Source organism: Nocardia grenadensis NBRC 108939 (assembly GCF_001613445.1).
GTDB classification, from domain to species: Bacteria; Actinomycetota; Actinomycetes; order Mycobacteriales; family Mycobacteriaceae; genus Nocardia; species Nocardia grenadensis.
Window position 1 is genome coordinate 85435 of record NZ_BDCJ01000013.1, and the last position, 13607, is coordinate 99041.

Below are 13607 nucleotides of genomic sequence, written 5' to 3' on the forward strand. Positions count from 1 at the left end.
ATGGGAAACCCTAAAACCTCCGAAAACACCGTCGCGATCTTCACCGGCAAGAGCTTGCGGAAAATCCTCGATGAGGGCGGCTCGCAGGCGTGGCGGCTCACCCCCGCCCGCGTCCGCCGCTGCGAGTGGATCGTCATCACCCAGAACGCTCACAACGCCGAGCCGTACGCCGACGGGACCGAACCTCACGGCAGCGCTTTTCTGGTGGGTCGTATCTCCGGCGTGGTCCCGGCCACGCACCCCGACGCGGACCCGGGCCGCTGGATGGTGGAGTTCTCCGAGTTCGCGCGGTGCTCGATTCCCGACGTCTGGCAGGGCGATCGGTACCCGGTCCGCTATACCAACCTCGACGAACTCGGAATCAGCCTCGACGGACTCGAATTCGAGGAATACACCCCGCCGACGGCCGCGCCGTTCGCGGCCGAACCGCCCGCCGAGCCCACCCCCGGCCCGCTGACTATCGCGCAGGCGAAAGCGGGGCTTGCCGAGAACTACGGCGTGGACACGGATTCCATCGAAATCGTGATCCGGGGCTGAACCGTTCCCCGGGTTCCCGTTCAACAACCGGGAACCCGGGGAATCCGGTTGGAGCGGCCGTTTACGCTCCCGGCATGGAAACCTCGGACATCATCGCCGTTGTTGCCGCCGTGATGGCCTTCGGAAGCGTTTGCGTATCGGCCTGGGCACTGATCTACGCCCGCAGGCAAGCCGAAATCGCGGACAAGGCACTCACCGAGTCACGCCGGGCCGCGACCGCTGGCGAGAAATCGGCCGACGCCGCCGATATCGCCGCGCAGGAAGCCAAGCGGAGCGCGGATGCGGCCGAGGAGTCGAACCGGATAGCCTTGCGAGCCCTGGAACTCTCGGAACCGCCGCCGGTCGCTTGGACCATCGAACTTGCCGCCCGGAACAGCGCCTACCTCCTACGGAACGTCGGGACACAGACCGCCACCGGGGTGACGGTCGACCAGTCGCGCATAACCACGACGGCGCGCGCCCTCCCGGATGGCGCAACGATTGCGGCAGGGGAAGCCGTCCGCTTCATGGCTTTGAACGCTCCGAACACGTTGTTCCTCACGTGGGACGGACAGCCCGAGCCCGCGGCGGTTCCCGTGCCACCAGACACCCGGCGGCCGATAGCTATCAACCGACGGGCCTGATTCCGTTGCCGCTGTGGTTATCTCGCTCGGCGGTTCGCTCGGCGGTTCGCTCGCCGGGCAGTTCACCGGGCACGGGCAGGACAACCGCCAGCACCAGCACGGCCAGCGAGATACCGGCCGCGACCACCAGGCCGAGCGCGATCACCGCCCGGTCCCCACGGCAGACCAGCGTGCGAACGACAAGCGGGGTAACACCGTTTCCACGTCGGCGACGTCCATTACCCGGTTCAACTCCAGCGGGCCGAGGTGGTCCGGGCCGGGTATCACGACCGCGTCCACGTCGGCGGCGCGTAGCTGGTCGAACAGCGGGAGCACCGACGTCACGTCCGGCCAGATGACCAGGTAGCCGAGGTGCCGCGCCAGACGCTGGACCTGCGCCCGGTCCCATGCCAGCGAAGTGCTCACGTCCAGATCTACGTATCCGGGTGCGGTCGGCCGGTTGCGCATCGGGTGCCCCTGTCCCTGTGTCCCCTGCGGTCGCTAGTTGCGCCCGCCGCCGGGGACTTAGACGTCAAACCCGGCGGCGGGGCACCGAGGAATCGTGCGCGCCGCGTCTTGGCCGCGCCGGTGGGCGCGAACCACTCTGCGAGGTAGGGAGATTCCCCCTCCTCAAGACGCTGGTGAGGTCCCACCAGCGGCCCTATCCTGGGATTACCTCTTCGCGGAGGACATCTCCCCCGGCCGACGGGCCGGGGGTATCCGCGAAGTGGACCAACCCCGCGAAGAAGGCAGGCCGCTATGCCGACCCCTGACGAACTCGCCGCACGCGCGATCGGCGAGCGCATCCAGAACATCCGCACCCGCACCGGACGCACCCGTGCCGTTGTCGCCGGTCTGGTCGGCCGGTCCGAGGACTGGCTACGTGACGTCGAGAAAGGCCGTCTCCAGCACCCGCCGGGGCTGGACATGTTGCTACGGATCGGCCAAGCGCTCGGCGTGCGGGACCTGACCGAGATCACCGGCGACCATGAGTTGCTGGTCGGCATCTCGCGCCGCGCCGGGCACCCCGTCGTACCCGCCATCCGAGAAGCGATAGAGGGTGTCGACCTCACCCCGGCCCCGTCACCGGTCGACCCCGCAGAACTCGCCGCGGGGGTCGATCGCGCCTGGCGGTTGTGGCACACCTCGGCGACGCCGCGCGCCGACGCGGGCGCGATGCTGCCCGAACTGATCCGCGACGGCCGTCGCGCGCTGCGCACCCTCGATGGACAGGAACGCCGCGCCGCCGCCGCTGCACTGTCGGGTGCCTACGCGCTGTGCGAACAAGTCCTTGCCTGGGTTGCCGACGCGCCGCTGTTGTGGCTCGCCGCCGACCGGTGCATGTCGGCCGCCGAGGTCGCCGACGACCCGGTAACGCTCGCGTCGGCATCGTGGGTACTCGGCAACGTCTCGCGCTCGACCGGCCGCGAGGAGGACGCCTACCGGCTCGCGTCCGACGCCGTCGCACTACTCGAACCACACTTGGACGGCGACAAGGACGCACAAGCACTCTGGGGTGCCTGCCAACTGCACGGCGCTATTACAGCCGCACGTATCGGCCGCGAGGGTGACGCGCTGCGCGGCATAGACCAAGCAATGGGAATGCGGCATAGACCAAGCAATGGGAATGGCGCGTGCACTGCCCACCGGGACAGCGCACCCTTGGACTCTGTTCGGTGTCGCGAACACCGAAATTAGCGCCGTATCCGTACAGGTCGACCTGCGCAAGTCCGGCGGCGCGTTGGACGCGGCGAGCGTCGTCGACCCCGGCGCGGTGCCGTCGGTGGACCGGCGGTCGCGGCTGTGGCTGGAGTTGTCCCGCGCGTACGCACAACAGCGGGATTGGCTCGGCACACTCGGCGCGCTGCGCACTGGTACCGCCGTAAGCGAAGAGTCGATGAAGTGTCATCCGCTCGCACGATCGCTGGCGGCCGAACTGGTCACGCATGGCGGTCGGCTCAACGAACGTGAATCGCGGGCGCTCGCGGCGCGGCTCGGCGTCACTGCCTGAGCCTTCTCACCGCGCCGGACCGGCGTGGCGGCGCCCCCCGAAAGCGGCCTGTGGGAAGCAGTTCGGCTACTGCTATCCCAGGTGTTCAGCTTCCCCGTCCCGGTCAAACCACCGGCTCTGACCTAGACCTTCTCTGTGGGGCGGGTGGGGCTCGAACCCACGACCAATGGATTATGAGTCCACGGCTCTAACCGACTGAGCTACCGCCCCTGGCAGCGACCTGAGGTCGCAAGTGTGGGATGGTACCCGGTCGGCGTGGCGGGGGCCAGTTGATCGGGTCGGGGAAGGCCGCGGAGTGCCGGGGCCTGGCTAGGCTGGGGGCGTTGTCGGAGCGGAGGAGGGCGCGTGACCGAGCTGTTCGTGCGGGCGTTGCGGGCGCATCAGTGGCTGTACGAGAAGAGTGGCGGGCTGGTAGGGCATCGGTTGCTGTTCGGGAATCCGACCCTGCTGCTGCGGACCGTGGGGCGGAAGACGGGGCTGGAGCGGACGTCGGCGCTGACCTATGCCAGGGACGGGGCGGATTATCTGGTCACCGCTTCGAACGGCGGGTCGCCGCGGCCGCCGGGGTGGCTGGCGAATCTGCGGTCGCGGCCGGAGTGTGAGATCCAAGTCGGGCGGCGCGCGTTTCCGGTTCGGGCCCGGGTCACTCTGCCCGACGATACGGAGTACGCGCGCCGCTGGGAGTTGGTGGACGCTGTGAATCAGGGCCGGTACAGCGAGTACCAGAAGTTGACAAAGCGTCCGATTGCCGTGGTCGTGCTATCGCCCGCGAGTGGTGCGGGTCAGTCGGAGTAGCTCTCCGAGCCGACCCGCGCCCGCGCTCTCCGGGGGCGCAGGTCCTCCGGGGGGCGGCTGGCGAGATGGACTACGGAGGCAACGAGTATCAGGATTGCGAGCACTACCAATGCGGTAACCACGGCAGGCACAGTAACGATTCCCGAGGTGCCGTGACACCCGAGAACGCTCTATGGTGGGCGGCCGAGTTCGGCCAACCGGAGACCGTTTCGCCGGATATGACGGTTTTACGCATTACCCGGCACCCGGCCGGACAATTTCGGATTCGGCCCGAAAGACACTGGTGGGGTGTGAAATTGCACAGTTCCACCGATGCCGAATCGGTATGGGCGCAACACGCCGGACGATTCCCATGCCTGGAATGAAGTGCCGGAAAGTCCCAATCGAAGACACATATTCTGTACGGTCCCACAACGGCTCTACGCTACTTCGCACGAAATATTAAATGATACTTCATGTTACATCAATGGCTGCACGAGAACCGATCGGCACGAGGCGATTCGGCCGTCCCCACTGTTTCGCCGGCCCGACGAGCCGGGCCGATCGGAATCGCGGTGGCCGCCCTCCGGAGCCCATCCCGGGCGATAATGACGCGATGTTCACCTGTGCCGTATCCCGGCTCCGCCGCGGCATCGATCCGGACACCGTGGCCCGCGCGGTCGGCAAACTGGAACTTCCCGACGCCGTGTTCAAGACCTGCCCGTGGCAACCGCGGGCGCTCATCGATACCGGCCTGCGCCAGTGGCTGCGCTGCTGCGGACCGGCACTGGCCGACCGTCAGGTGATCGGGATGCCGTCGCATGCGGTGGACGAGGCGTGGCACGGCCTGATCCTGTGCACCGAGCGGTACGCGGATTTCTGCGATCGCGCCTACGGACGGTTCCTGCATCACTACCCGGACGGCGCGGGCCCGGCCGGGGAGCCGGTGGATATGGCGGGCCGGTTGGGCCGGACCGTGGTGGCGTGGTCGCTGGTCGCCCGGCCCGGCGAGGAATGCGTACTGTGGGATCTGGACCGGCGGGTGGGGGTGGAACACCCCTGGGGCATTCCGGCGGATCGGGTCGCGGGGATAGCGGAAGCACTGCGGCGGGCCCGGGCCCGCTGAGGGCTACCATTTCGCTACAACCTCACCAATCGGGCAATCCGGATTAAGCCGACATGCCGAACTGCGGTATCTTCGGCGGGGTGAGTTACTCAGCCGTCGCAGCGGCCACCACCGAACTTGCCCTGATGCCGGGTTTTCTGGACCCGGTGAATCTACTCAACTCGTTCGGCACCTGGGTACTACTCGGACTACTCGTCGTGGTGTTCATCGAGTCGGGCCTACTGTTCCCGCTACTGCCCGGTGATTCGCTGCTGTTCACCGCAGGTCTCATCGCGGCCTCCAAATCGGCGGAGATCGAACCCTTCGCGCCGATCTGGCTACTCCTCGTGCTGATCCCGATCGCGGCGATCGCCGGCGACCAGGTGGGCTACCTGATCGGCACCAAGGGCGGGACCGCGCTGTTCAAGAGCGACGACGCGAAGATCCTCAAGAAGTCCTATATCGACGAATCGCACGCGTTCTTCGAGAAGCACGGGCCGATCACCATTGTGCTGGCCCGGTTCGTCCCGATCGTGCGCACCTACGCACCACTGGTCGCCGGGGCGGCCAGGATGAAGTACTCGGTGTTCCTCACCTACAACGTGGTCGGCGGCGTGCTGTGGGGTGCGGGGGTCACCATGCTCGGCTACCTGCTCGGCCAGATCGCGATCGTGCGCGACAATGTGGACCTGATCTTCCTGCTCATCGTGGCAGTCTCGGTGCTCCCGATCGCCTGGGAGGTCGTCAAACGCTATCGCTCCGGCCGCGGGAAGACCGCCACGGCCGACGCGGACGCACCCGCCGATCACCCGGCCGCCTGATCACACCGGCGGCCGGGCCACCGGTCAGCGCACCAGGCGGCGCAGCAGTTTGTTGCCGAACAGGGTGCTGATGGTCTTCTCCAGCGTGGCGGCGGTGGCCTCGCTGTAGGGGTACCAGATGTTCTCCTTCTTCAGGCCCCACCGGTCCAGCAGCACCGGCTGCGGGTGCGCGAAGCCGCGCAGCGCGTCCCGACCGTTGACCAGACCGAGGCCACTGTCCTTGCGGCCGCCGAAGGGCGCCTCGGCGACGCCGTAGATCACCGACGCGTCGTTCTGCACCACCGACCCGGTCTCGAGCTGTTTGGCCAGCCGCACAACCTTGGCCTTGTCCTTGGTGAACACACTGCCGCTCAGGCCGTACTGACAGTCGTTGGCCATTCTCACGGCCTCTTCCTCATCCCGGACGCGCATGATCGCGACGATCGGGCCGAAGGTCTCCTCCTGCATGATGTCCATATCGTGAGTGACGTCCACGACCACCGTCGGCTTGAAGAACACCCCCTCGGCGGTATCGGATTCCCCGCCGAGCAGGACGGTGGCGCCCTTGGCCTTGGCGTCCTCGACGTGCTTCTCCACGATCTCGAGCTGCCGGTCCCAGAACAGCGGGCCGACATCCTTGCCCACGGCGCCGTAGGTCACCTCGGCGGCGCGTTTACGCACCTCCTCGATGAATCGATCGGCGATGCTGTCCACCACGTAGATTCGCTCGACCCCGACGCAGACCTGACCGGTGTTGAACATCGACAGGTACACCGCGCCGAGCGAGGCGCGGTCCAGGTCGGCGTCGGCGCAGACGATCATCGCGTCCTTGCCGCCGAGTTCGAGGGTGACCGGGATCAGCCGGCCCGCGCAGGCCGCGGCGATCTTCTTGCCGGTGCCGACGCTGCCGGTGAACGAGATCTTGTCGATATCGCCGTTCACCAGGGCCGCGCCGGTCTCCCCGTCACCGTGTACGACCTGCAGCACATCCTCGGGCACACCGGCCTCATGCAGCACCTTGACCGCCCACTCCCCCGAGTGCGGGGTGACCTCGGATGGTTTGAGCACCACCGAGTTGCCGGCCAGCAGAGCCTGGGCGATCGGGTTCAGCGAGAGGATGAACGGACCGTTCCAGGGCGTGATCACGCCGACCACGCCGAGCGGCTGATAGTTGATGACGAGTTTCTTCAACGGCAGCATGTAGCCGTGCAGGCGGCGCTTCTCATCGGCCAGATCCTTGGTGGCGCGGCCGCTCCAGTAGTTCAGGAAGTCGCAGGCGGGCACCATTTCCACGGCCAGCGCCTCGACCCGAGGTTTACCGGTCTCCTGCATCACCGTTTCGACGATCTCGTCGCGCCGGGCCAGTAGCACCGAGACCGCGTTACGGATGATCACGGCACGTTCCGCGACCGGCCGGGCGGCCCAGCCGGGCTGCGCGGCGCGCGCCGTGGCCAGGGCCGCGGCCACATCGTCGGCCGTGCTCACCTCGATCTCGCCGACGCGTTCGCGGGTAGCGGGGCTGCGCAGCTCGAGCCGCCGGCGTCCGTCGGCGGTCGGCTCCAGCTGTTCAACGATGGCCATGGTGATCTCTCCTCACCGGAGGAATTGGAACAGGTTCTACTTGAATTCGGAGCTTACGTCATGCACGCGGGTGACGCACCGGGGATCGCCCGAACGAGTCCGGACTACCCACGATGCCGCTATCAACCGATTCAATCAAGTGATTGACACAGGGCCGTCGCGCGGGACACCATCGACACGCGGTCCAGTGCCGGACCGCGCCCCCCGATCGGCAGGAGACCGATGACAGCCGAGTCCCCGGACGCGGGTCTCACCGCGCCCTACAGCATCGAATTTCCGTACAACCGGACGGTCGGCGAGAAGATCGGCACGTTCCTCGGCGGTCTGCGCGACGGCGAGCTGTACGGGGTGCGCACCGCATCCGGCGCGGTACTCTGCCCGGCTCTGGAGTTCGACCCCGTCACCGCGGCCCCCACTGGTGAGCTGGTCCACTTGGCCCCCGTCGGCACCGTCACGAACTGGACCTGGGTACCCACCCGGCCCGGCGACGAGATCGAGGCCGACCACTTCGCCTGGGCCCTGATCACCATCGACGGCACCGAGGGCGGGCTGTTCCACGCCGTCGATACCGGCGGCGACCCGTCCCGCCTCGTCGCCGGCCTGCGGGTGGCACCCCGCTGGCGCGCCGACCGGGTGGGCAGTATCCGCGATATCGTCTGCTTCGAACCCGTGGAGTCGCGATGAGCACCCTGCCCACGCCTGTGGAATCGTTTACCAGCCCGCACAAGGTGGACTACACCTTCGTCGCCGGAACCGGGCGTTCGGCCTTCCTACGCGGGCTGAAGGTACGTCGGCTACTGGCCCGCCGCTGCCCGTCCTGCGAACGCGTATACCTGCCCTTCCCCGAATTCTGCTCGCGCTGCCTGGCCGAACTCTCGGCGCCGTTCGAACTGGACGGCACCGGCGTGGTGAAAACGTTCTGCGTGGTGAACTTCCCGTTCCCCGGCCAGGTGATCGATCCGCCGTACCTGGTGGCCTATATCCAGGTCGACGGTGCGGACACCACGCTCATGCATCTGATCCGGGACGTCGAACTCGCCGATGTGCACATCGGAATGCGCGTGGAACCGGTGTGGTGCGCCGAGGAGGACCTCGACACATCCATGAACAGCATCCGCTACTACCGACCGGTCGCAGGAGGTTCCGATGCGTGATATCGCGGTGGTCGCATTCGCGCAGTCGCCGGGAACATCCGCCGACCGGCACGACGATATGGCCGAGATCCTGCTGCCGGTGATGCGCGAGGCGCTCGGCTCGGCCGGCATCGACCGCACGGAGGTCGATTTCTGGGCGTCGGGCAGCCACGATTTCCACGAGGGCCGGACCTTCGCGTATATCGAATCGCTCGACGCGGTGGGCGCCTGGCCGCCGATCTCGGAATCCCATGTCGAGATGGATGCCGCCTGGGCCGCCTACGAGGCGTGGTCGTGGCTGCAGCTCGGCGAGGGCGAGATCGCGGTGGTCTACGGTGTCGGGCGCGGATCGCTGGCCCACGATCTCGACCAGGTGACCGCCACCCAGCTCGACCCCTACTTCCTGGCCCCGCTGCGGCCGCATCAGGATGCGCTGGCCGCCCTGCAGGCGCAGGCGCTGATCGCCGCCGGGGTGCTGGACGAGAAACAACTGGCCGAAGTGGTGGTCCGCGCGCGGGCGGGCGCGGTGGGCAATCCGGGCGCGCAGGTGTCCGGGGAGTTCACGGTGGACGAACTGCTGGCCGCGCCGTATCTGGCGTCGCCGCTGCGCGAGCACGACCGGGGTCCGATCGGCGATGCCGCGGCGGTCCTGGTGCTGGCGGCCGGTGACACCGCGCGGCGGCTGGCACAGCGCCCGGCCTGGGTGCGCGGCGCCGATCACCGGATGGACAGCCACTATCCGGGAACCCGCGATCTGACCCGCGTCGACACGGTGACGGTGGCCGCGGCGAAGGCCGCCGAGCAGGCCGGTTTCGCGGCCCGCGAGGTCCAGATCGCCGAACTGCACACCGAGTACAGCTATCAGGAACCGCTGCTGGCGCAGACGCTCGAACTGTCCGGGGCCACGGTTAATCCCGGGGGCGGGCCGCTGGTCGCCCGGCCCACCACCGCCACCGGGCTCATCCGGATCGGCGCCGCGGCACAGCACATCCTGACCGGGCGCGCGAACCGCACGCTGGCACATGCCACCAACGGGCCCGCGCTCCAGCAGAACATGATCTGCCTTATGGAGGGAGGCCGGTGAAACTCGCGGTCGTCGGAATCGGACAGAGCAAACAGGCCAAGAAGCGCAAGGTCACCATCGGCGCGATGGTGCGCGAAGCCGTCGACGAGGCAATGGCCGACGCCGAACTGGAATTCGGCGATATCGATGCCGTCGTGCTGTCGAAAACGCCGGACCTGTTCGACGGGGTGATGAATCCGGAGCTCTACCTCGCCGACGCGATGGGAGCCCGCGGGCTGCCGGTGACCCGGGTGTTCACCGGCGGCAGCGTCGGCGGGCATGCCGCCATCTACGGTGCCCATCTGGTGCAGGCGGGTCTGGCCCGGCGGGTGCTGGTGGTCGCGTATTCCAAGGAATCCGAGGGCGATTTCACCTGGGCGCTGTCGCGCGGGCTGCCCTTCAGCGCCCAACTCGGCGCGGGCGCCGGGGCGCATTTCGCGCCGGTGATCCGGGAGTACATCCGCCGGTCGGCAGCCCCCGAGCACATCGGCTGGCAGATCGCGGTCAACCACCGACTCAATGCCACCCGCAACCCGTACGCCCATATCCAGCTACCGGATATCACCGTCGAGCAGGTGCGCGAATCCCGGATGCTCTGGGACCCGATCCGTTTCCTGGAATCGTGCCCCTCCTCGGACGGTTCGTGCGCGGTGGTGATCACCGGAGAAGCCGACGCCCACCACACCGGCCGTCCCCCCGCCTGGATCCACGGCATGTCGTGGCGCACCGAAACCGGCCACTTCGCCGGGCGCGACGAAGTGAACCCCGAGGCCGGCCGACAGTGCGCCGCCGAGGCGTACCGGCAGGCCGGGATCACCGACCCGGCGCGCGAGATCGATACCGCCGAGCTCTACATCCCCTACAGCTGGTTCGAGCCGATCTGGCTGGAGAACGTGGGCCTGGCCGCGGTCGGCCAGGGCTGGAAGGTGGTGGATTCCGGCCGCACCGCGTTCGGCGGGGAACTGCCGATCAATCCGTCCGGCGGAGTGCTGTCCGGAAATCCCACGGGCGCGACGGGTCTGCTGCGGTTCGCCGAGGCGGCCATGCAGGTCCGGGGTACCGCGGGCGAGCACCAGGTACCGGACGCGCGCCGCGCCATCGGCCACGCCATGGGCGGGGCGGCGCAGTTCCACGCGCTCTGGGTGGTCGGCGCCGAACCACCGAATTCCTGACCGGAGGTTCCGGCGCGATGACCCGGACCCCACCGTATCGGCCCGGCCCCGGCGACAACACTTCCGCGAAACGCGAGATCGCACGAGACGAGGAGAGAGCACTGATGCGATACCTCCGCCGACGCTTCGGTCTCCACGGGTCGCATGTATCGGCTACCGAGGAGAGATCGTGATGCGATACCTCCGCCTTCGCTGCGGCCGTCGCGGACCGCATGCCACAGTTTCCGAGGAGAGAACATGACCGAGCGGGTATACGTCGCCGGTGTCGGGATGACCAAGTTCGAGAAGATCCAGTCCCGGGACTGGACGTATCCGGAAATGGTCGCCGAGGCGGTGGGCCAGGCGCTCACCGACGCCGGAGTGGGTTACGACCAGGTGCAGCGCGCCGCCGTCGGATACGTCTTCCAGCCCTCCACCGCGGGGCAGCGGGCGCTCTACGACATCGGCCTGACCGGTATTCCGATGGTGAACGTCAACAACAACTGCGCCACCGGCTCCACCGCGCTAGTACTCGCCCGGGAATGGGTGCAGGCCGGGCTGGCCGAGATCGTGCTGGCGGTCGGGTTCGAGCAGATGACCAAACAGGCGATGTCGGGCGACGGCACCATCCCGAAGGTCACCACGGTGGACCGGCACATGGACGCGCTGAAGGCGGCCGCCGGTTTCGGGAACGCGCCGATGACCGCCCAATTCTTCGGCGCGGCCGCGGTCGAGCACATGGAGCGGTACGGGACCACCCGCGAACAACTGGCCCGGGTCGCGGTGAAGAACCACGAACACTCCACCCGCAACCCCAAGGCCCAATTCCAGGACGCCTACACCCTCGACCAGGTGCTCGGCGACAAACTGGTCTCCGATCCGCTGACCCGCTCGCAGTGCTCCCCCATGTCCGACGGCGCCGGCGCGGCGGTGCTGGTGAGCGAACGCTACGTGCGCGAACACGGTCTCGATCGGGCGGTACCGATCCTCGCCCAGGAACTGGTGACCGATACCGGCGCCTCGTTCGAGTCGGGATCGATGATCGACGTGGTGGGTGCGCCCATGGCGCGTATCGCCGGCCGGAAGGTGCTGGAGACCGCCGGGGTGGGTATCGACGATATCGATGTGCTCGAACTGCACGACTGCTTCTCCATCAACGAACTGCTCACCTACGAGGCGCTGGGTTTGTGCGGCGAAGGCGAATCCGGCGCGCTGGTCGAGTCGGGCGCGACCACCTACGGCGGCCGCTGGGTGGTCAACCCGTCGGGTGGGCTCATCTCCAAGGGGCATCCACTCGGCGCCACCGGGTTGGCGCAGTGCACGGAACTGGTCACCCAGGTGCGCGGTGCGGCCGGCGCACGTCAAGTAACGGACGCGCGGCTCGGGCTCGCCCACAATCTAGGCCTCGGCGGAGCCTGTGTCGTGACCCTGTACGGTGCGCCGGGCACGGTCTCCTAGAGTTTCGGTCATGACGAGAAGCCGGGTGCGGGCCGGGCGGGAGTTGTCCTCGCCCGCCGCATCCCCGCGCCGGGGTCCGGCCACGGCCCGCGGCGAGGCCCGCCCGGACCCCGGCCCCGGGCACTCTCCCGAGGCCGGTCTACCCACCGAGCAGCGCCTGATCCTGGCCGCCGAACGACTCTTCGCCGAACGCGGGATCGACGCGGTCTCACTGCGTTCGGTAATGGCCGAGGCCGGCGCGAACGTCGCGTCCGTGCACTATCACTTCGGCTCCAAGGATGCCCTGGTCGACGCCCTGATCAGCCGCCGCAGCGAACAACTGCACACCCGCCGCGCCGAACTGCTGGATGCCGTGGAGGCCGGCGGCGCACCCGATGCCCGCGCGCTGGCCGACGCCTTCGTCCGCCCGGTCGGCGAACTCGCCGCCGCGGGCGGTACCCCGTGGATCCGCCTGGTAGCCGGCATCATGAGCGGTAATCACCCCGCGCTCACCAAACTCACCGAGGGATTCGCCCCCCAGGCCCTGCGGTTCAACGCCCTGCTGGCGCAGACCGCCCCCGGCGTCGCGTCCCGGACCATCCGTTTCCGCCTCACCCAGGCCATGAACCTGACCTTCCAGACGCTCGGCGACCCGGACGGTCTACGCGGCATGCTGGCACTCAGCGGAACCCGGCTCTCCCCCGACGAACTGCTCACCGAACTGATCGATACCGTCACCGCGATACTCACAGGTCCCCCGGATCGTTGAGGTCTTCGTTGTCCCTCGTATGACCGAGAGTGGACTCGACCTCGGCACCTGCGGCCTATCCGCCCCGCCTGGGTGGTACAACACTATTTTCATGGACGATCGGTTGAGCATTCGTGAAGCGCGCGCCCAACTCCCGGCCGTGGTCAATGCCGCTGATAAAGACGGACACGTCACCGTGATCACCCGTGGCGGTAAGCTTGCGGCCGCTGTCGTCCCGCTGTTCATGCTCGCCAAGCTCGAAGAGTGGGAAGACGAGCAACTGGAACATATGGCGGACGAGGCTCTTGCCGAAGCGGGCGAGCCCGAACGGATCACTCTGGGGCAGATGATGGATGAGGTCCTCGCCGCAGGCGACTAAGCCGTGGCATGAAGTACGAATTCCGCTGGACCGCCGCTGCGGAAGAGCGTTGCGATCCATTCCCCGGGAAGACGCGTTGCGCCTGCTGGTCGCACTGACGTCGCTGGGTGACGACCCCTACCGACGAGATGATGTCGACGTCAAGGCATTGACCGGACGCCCCGGGTTCCGCTTACGGGTGGGCAACTACCGCCTTGTCTACGAGGTCGACGATGGGAAGCTGGTAATCCTGGTGATCTCCGCGTGCCATCGACGAGAAATATACGAGCGGTAGTTACCCGGCCGC

18 protein-coding genes and 1 tRNA gene are annotated in these 13607 nt (G+C 67.8%); 15 read left to right on the forward strand and 4 right to left on the reverse strand.

Features of this window, described 5'->3' with window-relative positions; genetic code table 11:
* Positions 1-537 (forward strand): hypothetical protein, encoded by a 537-nt coding sequence (locus NGR01S_RS16405; RefSeq protein ID WP_063037690.1) that lies wholly within the window; start codon positions 1-3, stop codon positions 535-537.
* A gap of 74 nt (positions 538-611) precedes the next feature.
* Positions 612-1160 (forward strand): hypothetical protein, encoded by a 549-nt coding sequence (locus NGR01S_RS16410; protein ID WP_063037692.1) that lies wholly within the window; start codon positions 612-614, stop codon positions 1158-1160.
* Here the strand turns inward: NGR01S_RS16410 and NGR01S_RS30980 are convergent.
* Together NGR01S_RS30980 and NGR01S_RS16415 are read right to left on the reverse strand one after the other, a co-directional pair.
* Complete coding sequence (locus NGR01S_RS30980) at positions 1144-1305, reverse strand: hypothetical protein (protein WP_157107291.1); 162 nt, start codon at positions 1303-1305, stop codon at positions 1144-1146. The genes NGR01S_RS16410 and NGR01S_RS30980 overlap by 17 nt on opposite strands.
* Entirely contained in the window at positions 1302-1607 is a 306-nt protein-coding gene (locus NGR01S_RS16415; protein ID WP_063037694.1) for a hypothetical protein, read from the reverse strand. The genes NGR01S_RS30980 and NGR01S_RS16415 overlap by 4 nt, the downstream gene beginning before the upstream one ends.
* A gap of 291 nt (positions 1608-1898) precedes the next feature.
* On the opposite strand from NGR01S_RS16415, the gene NGR01S_RS16420 reads away from it, so the two are divergent.
* Positions 1899-2837, forward strand: a complete 939-nt coding sequence (locus tag NGR01S_RS16420) for a helix-turn-helix domain-containing protein (RefSeq protein WP_218020778.1) — start codon at positions 1899-1901, stop codon at positions 2835-2837.
* A 43-nt stretch (positions 2838-2880) separates the two neighbouring features.
* Positions 2881-3150, forward strand: a complete 270-nt coding sequence (locus NGR01S_RS31980) for a hypothetical protein (RefSeq protein ID WP_218020779.1) — start codon at positions 2881-2883, stop codon at positions 3148-3150.
* A 136-nt stretch (positions 3151-3286) separates the two neighbouring features.
* Here the strand turns inward: NGR01S_RS31980 and NGR01S_RS16425 are convergent.
* Positions 3287-3360 (reverse strand) — tRNA-Ile (locus NGR01S_RS16425).
* A 135-nt stretch (positions 3361-3495) separates the two neighbouring features.
* Here NGR01S_RS16425 and NGR01S_RS16430 point away from each other — a divergent pair.
* The 3 genes from NGR01S_RS16430 to NGR01S_RS16440 all read left to right on the forward strand — a co-directional run bounded on the left by NGR01S_RS16430 (position 3496) and on the right by NGR01S_RS16440 (position 5850).
* On the forward strand, positions 3496-3945 hold the full coding sequence (locus tag NGR01S_RS16430) for a nitroreductase family deazaflavin-dependent oxidoreductase (protein WP_063037696.1): 450 nt from the start codon (positions 3496-3498) through the stop codon (positions 3943-3945).
* A gap of 595 nt (positions 3946-4540) precedes the next feature.
* Positions 4541-5050, forward strand: a complete 510-nt coding sequence (locus tag NGR01S_RS16435; RefSeq protein ID WP_063037698.1) for a UCP032817 domain-containing protein — start codon at positions 4541-4543, stop codon at positions 5048-5050.
* Positions 5051-5103: 53 nt separating this feature from the next.
* On the forward strand, positions 5104-5850 hold the full coding sequence (locus NGR01S_RS16440) for a VTT domain-containing protein (RefSeq protein WP_063037699.1): 747 nt from the start codon (positions 5104-5106) through the stop codon (positions 5848-5850).
* Positions 5851-5874: 24 nt separating this feature from the next.
* Here the strand turns inward: NGR01S_RS16440 and NGR01S_RS16445 are convergent, their stop codons facing one another.
* Positions 5875-7410: an aldehyde dehydrogenase family protein gene (locus tag NGR01S_RS16445; RefSeq protein WP_063037706.1), complete on the reverse strand. Its 1536-nt coding sequence runs from the start codon at positions 7408-7410 to the stop codon at positions 5875-5877.
* A 222-nt stretch (positions 7411-7632) separates the two neighbouring features.
* Here NGR01S_RS16445 and NGR01S_RS16450 point away from each other — a divergent pair, with 222 nt between their 5' ends.
* The 8 genes from NGR01S_RS16450 to NGR01S_RS16485 all read left to right on the forward strand — a co-directional run bounded on the left by NGR01S_RS16450 (position 7633) and on the right by NGR01S_RS16485 (position 13595).
* Positions 7633-8094, forward strand: coding sequence for a hypothetical protein (locus tag NGR01S_RS16450; protein ID WP_063037708.1), 462 nt, complete (start codon positions 7633-7635; stop codon positions 8092-8094).
* On the forward strand, positions 8091-8564 hold the full coding sequence (locus tag NGR01S_RS16455) for a Zn-ribbon domain-containing OB-fold protein (RefSeq protein WP_063037710.1): 474 nt from the start codon (positions 8091-8093) through the stop codon (positions 8562-8564). Before NGR01S_RS16450 ends, NGR01S_RS16455 begins: the two co-directional genes overlap by 4 nt.
* Complete coding sequence (locus NGR01S_RS16460) at positions 8557-9627, forward strand: thiolase family protein (protein WP_063037712.1); 1071 nt, start codon at positions 8557-8559, stop codon at positions 9625-9627. The genes NGR01S_RS16455 and NGR01S_RS16460 overlap by 8 nt, the downstream gene beginning before the upstream one ends.
* The gene (locus NGR01S_RS16465; RefSeq protein ID WP_084481169.1) at positions 9624-10778 is read left to right on the forward strand and encodes a thiolase family protein; all 1155 of its coding nucleotides are present in this window, start codon (positions 9624-9626) and stop codon (positions 10776-10778) included. The genes NGR01S_RS16460 and NGR01S_RS16465 overlap by 4 nt, the downstream gene beginning before the upstream one ends.
* 237 nt (positions 10779-11015) lie before the next feature.
* Positions 11016-12215, forward strand: a complete 1200-nt coding sequence (locus tag NGR01S_RS16470; RefSeq protein ID WP_063037716.1) for a thiolase C-terminal domain-containing protein — start codon at positions 11016-11018, stop codon at positions 12213-12215.
* A 10-nt stretch (positions 12216-12225) separates the two neighbouring features.
* Positions 12226-12963: a TetR/AcrR family transcriptional regulator gene (locus tag NGR01S_RS16475; RefSeq protein WP_084481172.1), complete on the forward strand. Its 738-nt coding sequence runs from the start codon at positions 12226-12228 to the stop codon at positions 12961-12963.
* 91 nt (positions 12964-13054) lie between these two features.
* Positions 13055-13321, forward strand: a complete 267-nt coding sequence (locus NGR01S_RS16480; protein WP_063037975.1) for a type II toxin-antitoxin system prevent-host-death family antitoxin — start codon at positions 13055-13057, stop codon at positions 13319-13321.
* A gap of 49 nt (positions 13322-13370) precedes the next feature.
* A complete protein-coding gene (locus tag NGR01S_RS16485; RefSeq protein WP_245664632.1) occupies positions 13371-13595 on the forward strand; it encodes a type II toxin-antitoxin system RelE family toxin in 225 nt (74 codons plus the stop codon).
* The last annotated feature ends 12 nt before the right edge of the window (positions 13596-13607 follow it).